6 protein-coding genes and 2 other RNA genes are annotated in these 8,635 nt (G+C 56.4%); 5 read left to right on the plus strand and 3 right to left on the minus strand.

Translation table 11 applies throughout. The features are described 5' to 3' along the window. Window positions 1-62 precede the first annotated feature (62 nt). The 4 genes from ACGS9J_RS26670 to pnuC all read left to right on the plus strand — a co-directional run bounded on the left by ACGS9J_RS26670 (window position 63) and on the right by pnuC (window position 2,444). A non-coding RNA gene (locus tag ACGS9J_RS26670) (RtT sRNA) lies at window positions 63-190 on the plus strand. A 44-nt stretch (window positions 191-234) separates the two neighbouring features. Further along, a non-coding RNA gene (locus ACGS9J_RS26675) (RtT sRNA) lies at window positions 235-362 on the plus strand. Window positions 363-635: 273 nt separating this feature from the next. After that, complete coding sequence (gene nadA / locus ACGS9J_RS26680) at window positions 636-1,697, plus strand: quinolinate synthase NadA (RefSeq protein ID WP_442233559.1); 1,062 nt, start codon at window positions 636-638, stop codon at window positions 1,695-1,697. A gap of 21 nt (window positions 1,698-1,718) precedes the next feature. After that, window positions 1,719-2,444 carry a nicotinamide riboside transporter PnuC gene (pnuC, locus tag ACGS9J_RS26685; RefSeq protein ID WP_442233560.1) on the plus strand — a complete coding sequence of 242 codons (726 nt, stop codon included), beginning with the start codon at window positions 1,719-1,721 and terminating at the stop codon, window positions 2,442-2,444. Window positions 2,445-2,479: 35 nt separating this feature from the next. Here the strand turns inward: pnuC and zitB are convergent, their stop codons facing one another. The 3 genes from zitB to ACGS9J_RS26700 are packed head-to-tail and all read right to left on the minus strand — an operon-like array spanning window position 2,480 to window position 7,253. Then, window positions 2,480-3,442 (minus strand): CDF family zinc transporter ZitB, encoded by a 963-nt coding sequence (zitB, locus tag ACGS9J_RS26690; protein ID WP_442233561.1) that lies wholly within the window; start codon window positions 3,440-3,442, stop codon window positions 2,480-2,482. Beyond that, complete coding sequence (locus ACGS9J_RS26695; RefSeq protein WP_442233562.1) at window positions 3,442-6,651, minus strand: ATP-binding protein; 3,210 nt, start codon at window positions 6,649-6,651, stop codon at window positions 3,442-3,444. The genes zitB and ACGS9J_RS26695 overlap by 1 nt, the downstream gene beginning before the upstream one ends. Then, the gene (locus tag ACGS9J_RS26700) at window positions 6,648-7,253 is read right to left on the minus strand and encodes a response regulator (RefSeq protein ID WP_442233563.1); all 606 of its coding nucleotides are present in this window, start codon (window positions 7,251-7,253) and stop codon (window positions 6,648-6,650) included. Before ACGS9J_RS26700 ends, ACGS9J_RS26695 begins: the two co-directional genes overlap by 4 nt. A gap of 206 nt (window positions 7,254-7,459) precedes the next feature. Here ACGS9J_RS26700 and aroG point away from each other — a divergent pair, with 206 nt between their 5' ends. Beyond that, window positions 7,460-8,512, plus strand: a complete 1,053-nt coding sequence (gene aroG / locus ACGS9J_RS26705; protein WP_442233564.1) for a 3-deoxy-7-phosphoheptulonate synthase AroG — start codon at window positions 7,460-7,462, stop codon at window positions 8,510-8,512. Window positions 8,513-8,635 lie beyond the last annotated feature (123 nt).

Raw genomic sequence — 8,635 nt, forward strand, 5'->3', positions numbered from 1 at the left:
ATCCCGCACGACCCACCATTTTACAGAGTACCTCAGCACTTTCCCCCAAACTTGAACGTCACATAACGCACGAATCGTGTGGGTGAGAAGCTGCGTTCAGGTTCGACAAAATTGCCTGCCAATTTTGAACAGCGCTTGCGCTGGCCCGCAGGGTGAGGCCGAAGGCCGAGTCATCCCGCACGACCCACCATTTTACAGAGTACCTCAGCACTTTCCCCCAAACTTGAACGTCACATAACGCACGAATCGTGTGGGTGAGAAGCTGCGTTCAGGTTCGACAAAATTGCTTGCCAATTTTGAACAGCGCTTGCGCTGGCCCGCAGGGTGAGGCCGAAGGCCGAGTCATCCCGCACGACCCACCATTTCTCGAATCACCCCAGTAACTTATTTCAGTCCTGCTCCCTCGCACAAACTCACGCAGTCCTCTTTATCTATCCCAGAATGCATTTTTCTTCCTGCAAGTCTTCCGTATCTATCAATAATTCAATTCATTAAACGCTATTGGCGTAACATTGAAAATATCAGCGGACTTTTCGCACAATTTTAGGTATTTTGTTTAGTATATAAAACGAAGGGGGTTGCGATGGGGTGATACCCGGGCAGCAGACACCCAGCCTAGCACAGAGATTGCAGCGATGAGTGAAATGTTTGATGTTAATGCGGCGGTGTATCCGTTCCCGCCCAAACCGGTGCCGCTGGACGTAGCGCAGAAGGCGTTTTATCGCGAGAAGATTAAAACCCTGCTCAAGCAGCGCAATGCGGTGATGGTGGCCCATTACTATACCGATCCTGAAATTCAGGCGCTGGCGGAAGAGACCGGCGGCTGCGTGGCGGACTCGCTGGAAATGGCGCGCTTTGGCAGCAATCATCCGGCCTCGACTCTGCTGGTCGCCGGGGTGCGTTTTATGGGTGAAACCGCCAAGATCCTCAGCCCGGAAAAACAGGTGCTGATGCCGACGTTACACGCTGAGTGCTCGCTGGATCTCGGTTGTCCGGAGGAAGAATTCCACGCATTTTGCGACAGTCACCCGGATCGCACCGTGGTGGTCTACGCTAATACCTCGGCGGCGGTAAAAGCCCGTGCTGACTGGGTGGTGACCTCCAGTATCGCCGTCGAACTGATCGAGCATCTCGACAGCCTGGGGGAAAAAATCATCTGGGCGCCGGACCGCCACTTGGGCAACTATGTGCAAAAGCAGACGGGGGCCGACGTGCTGTGCTGGCAGGGCGCCTGTATCGTCCATGACGAGTTTAAAACTCAGGCGCTGATGCGTATGAAGGCCTTATACCCTGAAGCGGCGATATTGGTGCATCCGGAGTCACCACAGGCGGTAGTGGATCTGGCCGATGCGGTGGGGTCAACCAGCCAACTGATTCAGGCGGCGAAAACCTTGCCCAATCCGCAACTGATTGTCGCCACCGATCGCGGTATTTTTTATAAGATGCAACAGGCCTGCCCGGATAAAGAGCTTTTCGAAGCGCCCACCGCCGGTGAAGGCGCCACCTGTCGCAGCTGTGCGCACTGTCCGTGGATGGCGATGAACGGCCTGAAGGCGATTGCCGATGGGCTGGAGCAGGGCGGCGCATTGCATGAGATCCACGTGGACGCGGCGCTGCGCCAAAAGGCGCTAATTCCGCTGAATCGGATGTTGGATTTTGCTGCTCAATTAAAAATGCAGGTTAAAGGGAACGCTTAACCGTTTAATAAGGACAATACCATGAGCTTTTTCAGTACCAGCAATATCTTGGTGCACATCCCGCTGGGTGCGGGAGGTTATGATCTGTCATGGATTGAGGCGATCGGCACCCTGTTCGGGCTGTTGTGTATTTGGTACGCCAGCAAAGAGAAAATTATCAATTACCTGTTCGGCCTGATTAACGTCACGCTGTTTGCGGTGATTTTCTTTCAAATCCAGCTCTATGCCAGCCTGCTGCTGCAGCTGTTTTTCTTTGTGGCCAATATCTACGGCTGGTACGCCTGGAGTCGTCAGACACAGGATAATCAGGCCGAACTGAAAATCCGTTGGCTATCGTTGCCGAAGGCGTTGGGCTGGGCAGCGGTCTGCGTGATCGGCATTGCTCTGATGACCTTTAATATCGATCGCGTCTTCGCTTGGCTGACTCAGATTGCGGTGACGGTAATGCAGGGCTTGGGCCTGAGCGTGCAAATGCCGCAGCTGCAGCCGGACGCTTTCCCGTTCTGGGATTCGGCGATGATGGTGCTGTCGATCGTGGCGATGATTCTGATGACGCGCAAGTACGTGGAAAACTGGCTGCTGTGGGTAGTGATTGACGTGATCAGCGTGGCAATTTTTGCCTACCAGGGCGTTTACGCCATGGCGCTGGAATACGTGATCCTGACGCTGATTGCGTTGAACGGCTCCTGGCTGTGGATCAAAAGCGCCGGCAATAATCAATCGCGGCCTTTGTCTTCCGCACCTTAGTTTCCTTGGGGCGCCGTATCAGGCGCCCCGTGGTTTCAGTGGTGATGCCCCAGATGGGAATGCGAGTCGGAGTGTGAGTGGTCACTCGGCTCCGGGGCCCGGTTAATCCCACAGTCGGGCGTATCGCAATGCTGGTATTCCATTTGAATGGTCACATGGCCAATCCGATACTGTTCCAGCAGATAAAGCTGAATGCGTCGCAGCAAGCCATCATGATCGTTTGGCGGTATCACCTGCGCATGCAGCGTCATCAGCTTCTGCTCGCCAATCTGCCAGACGTGGACGTGATGAATATTGCGCACCTCCGGAATATTCAGGCACAGGTCCTTTTGCAGTTTGGCGATATCCACTTCCTGCGGCGTCCCTTCCAACAGCTCGTGGAAGCTCTCTTTCAGCAGCCGCCAGGCGCTGCGTATCACCAGGCAGGACACCAGCACCGACAGTATGGGGTCAATCGGCGTCCAGCCGGTCGTCAGGATCACAATGGCGGCGGCAATCGCGCCAACCGAACCCAATAAATCTCCCAACACATGCAACGCCGCAGCGCGTACGTTGATATTCTTCTCTTCGCTACCGCGGTGCAGCAGCCAGAAGGCGAACAGGTTAGCCAGCAGCCCCGCTATGGCGATAATCAGCATTGGCGCACCCATCACCGGCTGTGGCTCGAAGAAACGCCGTATCGCCTCCCACAGGATGAATACCACGATCACCAGCAGCGCGGCGGCGTTGAGGAAGGCGGCCAGGGTGGTCAGGCGCAGATAACCGAAGGTATGACGCGCATTGGGCTTACGCTGCGAGAAGTGTACCGCCATCAACGCCACCAGTAATGCCGCCGCATCGGTGAGCATATGGCCCGCATCCGCCAGCAGCGCCAGTGAACCTGAAATTAACCCGCCGACCACTTCGGCGATCATAAATACCGCGGTGACTAAAAAAGCGGTCAGTAGGCGTTTACTATTACTGTCTTTTGGCAGGTGTACGTGCGGGGTGTCCGACATTATTCATCCTTATGCATGGCAATATACGACGCGTTAGCGCTGACCAGATCATCCAGTTCCATCAGGATCTGTTCCACTAACGCACTTAATTCAGTATAGGCGGCCTGAACTAATGTTCCTTCACGGCCGCTTTCCACCAATTGTTGACACAGGCCGGCCGCCGCCGGCAGTTGCAGCATCAGCAGACTGCCCTTAATGCGATGTGCAGCCTGCCCAAGCTGCGGCCAGTCTTCGCATTGGACCGCCAGCGCGAGCCGCTGTCGGTCTTGCCGTAGCGTGGTCAGCAGCGTGGTTGCCAAACGCTGGATCATCGTCCGGTCGCGGCCGGCCATATCGCTCAGCGTCTGCTGCAGGTCAGTAAGGACTAACTGCTGCTCCAGCCCCTGGGGTTGCTGCGGCAACGTTTTGGCGAGTGCATCCAGCGAGATGGGCTTGGTTAAAAAGCGATCTATGGCCACCAGCTCCGGCGGGATGCGGGTAAATTCCTGCACGTCCGCCGAGCAGAGGATAATTTGGCAGGCCGGACGATGATGACGCTGTTCGTCGCGGCGTATCAGCCTTGCCAGCGTCAGGCCGTCCGGGCGCGGCATATTGTAATCGATAAACAGCAGGTCAAACGGCTGCTGACGGTGGGCCTTCAACAGAGGATAACCCTGCTCGAACAGCGTCGGGTGCAGGCCGAAGTGGCGTAACTGTCGTTCCATCAGCAGCAGGTTGGTGGGGTGATCGTCGATCAGTGCCACGCGTAAAGTGGGCGGCGGCAGGTTGAGCGGCATGTCTGTCTGCTGGATCGCCGAGTCCATGGCGACCTGGGTCACCGGAACCGACAGGCTAACCTGAGTGCCGACGCCGGGCTGCGAGTGCAACTCAATCCGACCACCCATTTGCTCGATAATTTCCTTGCAGATAGACAGCCCCAGGCCGGTTCCCTGAACGGATACGCGTTGTGCGCCGCGTGCGCGGTAAAACGGCTGGAACAGCTTGCCAATCTCATCGGCGGCAATGCCACAGCCGCTGTCGGTCACCGTCAGCGACAGTTCCCCCTGCTGCGCAGCCTGCTCTTGCCAACCGACGCTAACTTGAATACTGCCGCGCGGGGTAAATTTAATGGCGTTATTTATCAGGTTGTTAGCCACCTGAAGTAAACGCTCACCATCAATGAGGACGGCGGCAGGCAGGTTGTCGGCCGCGCTGACGTTTAAGGTCACCGGGCGTTCACCGATCAACGGCCGATACAGGGCGCTGATGTGGGCTAGCCAGGGTTGCAGCGCCACAGCCTTGGGCACCAAGGTCAGCGAACCGGTTGCCAACCGGGCGTGGTCCTGCAAGTCATTGAGCAGGTTGAGCAACGACGACGCCGAGCTGTAAATCACCGGCAGTCCCTCGGGGGTTGGCTGACGTTTCAGCTCCAGCTCCAGCAGCCCAAGAATGGCATGCATCGGGGTGCGCAACTCATGGCTGACGGTGGCCAGAAACTTGCTCTTCATCCGATTTTCGGCTTCGGCATGCCGACGTGCTTGCTCAATCACTTCCCGTTCGCGCTTTTCCCGCCTCTGCAGGATAAAACGCCGCAGGGTCAGCCCCAGCAGCAGCAGGATCGCCGCAGCCAGCAGCGCCAGCAGCCAGGTGGTTTGCGGTTGCATGCGGTTTTCATTCACAGCATCAATCAGGTTGCTGCGATCGACAATCCACTCATCGCGCAGTGATTGCAGCGTTTCCGACGGGATCTGCATCAGATTCTTATCGAGGATAGCCAGCAGCAACGGCTGATCCTGCCGCACGCCGAAGGCCACCGGGTAGGCGATATTATTGGCGGCGAACGCCAGCTTTATCGCCCCGGAGTAACGGGACAGCGCGACAAAGTTTGCTGAAATCACGTTATCCACCAACGCATCCAACTGGCCGTTGGCCAGTGCATCGTACATGGCTTTGCTGTCGGCAAAACGAACCTGTTCTTCATTGGCCGGCACCAGGCCCTGCGCCAAATCGCCCTGCAGCACGCCGATGCGTTTACCGGCCAGATCGCTCCAGGTGGAAATACCGTTGTCGTGCTGACCAACATAAACTCCCCACAGCGAACGGTGGATCGGCATGCTGGCGCTGTAGCGTGCTTTAACCCCGCGCGCCAACGGCAGGGCGGTACGGAAACTGGCCTGGCCGGATTGCACCAGTTGGTCAGCCTGTTCGGCATTGCGCGCCCAGAGCGGGACAAATCGCAGTCCGGTGTTCTGGGCGATGATGTTTAAAATGTCGATGGCATAACCCCGCGCTTGCCCACCGGAGCCGCGATAGGCAAAGGGGAAGTTATTCTCGATAGCGGCGTAATAGACGGTCGGGTGGGTCTTTACCCAGCTTTTCTCCATCTGGGTCAGATCGGCGTTGCCGGTATCGAGGTAGCTGGGGATCTTTTTACTCCAGCGGCTTTGGATGGCGTTCATCAACTCCATCGGGGTGTCGGCGATGGCCACGTTGAGGGGCTCGATCAGCGCCGGGTTGGCGGCGGCAAACACGAACGACAGATTACCGAGGTTGACGGTGCTTTCAATCTGATAAAGCTGACCGAGCTGGAGCTGGTCGATGATAAAACTGGCGCTGGCTTCATCGGCTATAAAGTAGTCGCTGCTACCGTTGAGCAGGGCATATACCGCCTGCAAATTGTTGTCATAACGCTCTACGTGGGACGACACCGACTTCAGCGCGTTACCGGCCTGCATGTCCGTCAGCGTGCTGATCGCCACCCGGGCATTGGTGGAGTTGAGCATCACCTGACGGTCATTGCTGCGATCCCTCAGTACGCGCAAGTTACTGACGTAATAAGGCTGAGAAATTTTCAGGCTGCGCAGAGCTTCGTTTTGTGGAATGCCGTACACCAGATCGATGGTTCCGTCATGCAGCGCCTGTTCAAGCTTCGCCAGATCGGAAAAGCCGTAGATCTGAAAGTGAATGCCGGTAACTTGCTGAACATAGCCCAGGTAATCGGCGTTCAGACCGTACAGATCGTCATCCACAATAATGTTATAGGGGCTGGTATTTTCACTGATGATACCGATGCGCAGCGTTGCATCGCGCCAGGGGTTTTTCTCGCTGGCGATCAGCATGTCTGGCGGGATATTCAGGTTGCTGACCAATTGATAGCGTACCGGCTGCGCGGCGTGAGCAAGGCTGCCGAGGCATAACAGCAGGGTTAGCAGCCAAAGGGCACGCCTCATGGCGTTAGCTCTTTAAACACCGCCACCAACTCCAACAGATGACGAGCCCCGGTCTTGCGCAGGATATTCTTTTTGTGGGTGCTGACGGTTTTATTGCTGATGTTCAGCATCTCGGCGATCTGCAAGTTGGACAAGCCTTTGCTGAGCAGCCCGAGAACCTGCAGTTCTTTTGGCGTCAGTTGCGTCCCTTCCGCCGGCTGGGTTTCTTCCGCCATGGCGGCGGCGGGAAAGCTCAAGTTCCCCGCCAGTACGCTTTCAATCGCCAGTACCAGATCTTCAAGCCGACTGCCCTTGTGCACGAATCCGTTGGCCCCGGCCGAATAGGCCATACGCGCGTAGATCTCTTCTTCCTGCGCGGTATAAATAAGGATGGGTTGCAGTGGATAGTGGCGGCGAATTTTTTTCAGCAATTGCAAACCGTCCACCTGCGGCAGACCGATATCGAGGATCACCAGTGCGAAATCGGCTGCGGCCAATTGGGCCAACGCCTGAACATCGTCTTGCACCGCCTGCAGATGATAGCGGCGAGATGATTTGATTAGCGCCGCTTCCAGTGCGACATGAACCACCGGGTGGTCATCAACTAATAACAAAGAGGGCATGGTTTGGCTCGAGTAACAGTATCCTGACCGTTAGCATAACGAAAAAGGAGCCACTGTGCTCCCCTGATGAAACAGCACAATCTACTGTTAATTTAGTCGTTCATTCGGCAGGCGGCAAAGGTGATTTACAGCGTTATCCGCACAGGCTAAATTGGACAGATCTATGCCCTGCGAAATACCGCCCCTCGATACCGAATGGAAAAGTGATGAATTACCAAAACGACGATTTACGCATTAAAGAAATTAAGGAACTCCTGCCACCGGTGGCCCTGTTAGAGAAGTTTCCGGCGACTGAACGTGCAGCAGAGACGGTGTCAAAGGCACGCGGTGCCATTCATCAGATCCTTCGCGGCAGTGACGATCGCCTGCTGGTGGTCATCGGCCCTTGCTCGATCCACGACACCAAAGCGGCGAAAGAGTATGCCGGTCGCCTGCTGTCGCTGCGTCAGGAATTGAGTGGCGAGCTGGAAGTGGTGATGCGCGTTTATTTTGAAAAACCGCGTACCACCGTGGGCTGGAAAGGGCTGATCAACGATCCGCAGATGGATAACAGCTTCCAGATCAACGACGGTCTGCGTCTGGCCCGTAAGCTGTTGCTGGATATCAACGATACCGGCCTGCCGGCGGCGGGCGAGTTCCTCGACATGATCACTCCGCAATACCTGGCGGACCTGATGAGTTGGGGCGCTATCGGCGCACGTACTACCGAATCTCAGGTGCACCGCGAGCTGTCATCCGGCCTGTCTTGCCCAGTTGGTTTCAAGAACGGTACCGACGGCACCATCAAAGTTGCCATTGACGCCATCAATGCCGCCAGCGCGCCGCACTGCTTCCTGTCGGTGACCAAGTGGGGTCATTCGGCGATCGTTAACACCAGCGGTAACGGCGACTGCCACATTATTCTGCGCGGCGGCAAAGAGCCGAACTACAGCGCGGCGCATGTGAAAGAAGTCAAAGAGGGTCTGATCAAAGCAGGCCTGCCGGCGCAGGTGATGATCGACTTCAGCCACGCCAACAGCAGCAAGCAGTTCAAAAAGCAGCTGGAAGTGAATGCGGACGTTTGCAAACAGATCGCCGGCGGTGATAAGGCGATTATGGGCGTGATGATCGAAAGCCATCTGGTGGAAGGCAACCAGAACCTGGAAAGCGGCGATCCGCTGGTTTACGGCAAGAGCGTCACCGACGCCTGCATCGGCTGGGAAGACACCGAAACCGTGCTGCGTGAGTTGGCGGTGGCGGTGAAAGCACGCCGCGGCTGATATCCCCGATTCGCGAGATGAACCAAAAAAAAGCCCCCGGCCAAAACTGGACTGACCCCATAAAGTTGGACGGTTCATATTAAGCGGCTTTCAGGGCCTGGGTTCGGTATTCTACCGGACTCA

The sequence above is a fragment of the Serratia quinivorans genome (genome assembly GCF_052113645.1).
Lineage (GTDB): Bacteria > Pseudomonadota > Gammaproteobacteria > Enterobacterales > Enterobacteriaceae > Serratia > Serratia quinivorans_B.

Excerpts from the sequence above, each read along its gene's own strand:
- pnuC (WP_442233560.1), top strand. The coding sequence starts at position 1,719 with ATGAGCTTTTTCAGTACCAGCAATATCTTGGTGCACATCCCGCTGGGT.
- ACGS9J_RS26700 (WP_442233563.1), bottom strand. The coding sequence starts at position 7,253 with ATGCCCTCTTTGTTATTAGTTGATGACCACCCGGTGGTTCATGTCGCA.
- nadA (WP_442233559.1), top strand. The coding sequence starts at position 636 with ATGAGTGAAATGTTTGATGTTAATGCGGCGGTGTATCCGTTCCCGCCC.
- aroG (WP_442233564.1), top strand. The coding sequence starts at position 7,460 with ATGAATTACCAAAACGACGATTTACGCATTAAAGAAATTAAGGAACTC.
- ACGS9J_RS26695 (WP_442233562.1), bottom strand. The coding sequence starts at position 6,651 with ATGAGGCGTGCCCTTTGGCTGCTAACCCTGCTGTTATGCCTCGGCAGC.
- zitB (WP_442233561.1), bottom strand. The coding sequence starts at position 3,442 with ATGTCGGACACCCCGCACGTACACCTGCCAAAAGACAGTAATAGTAAA.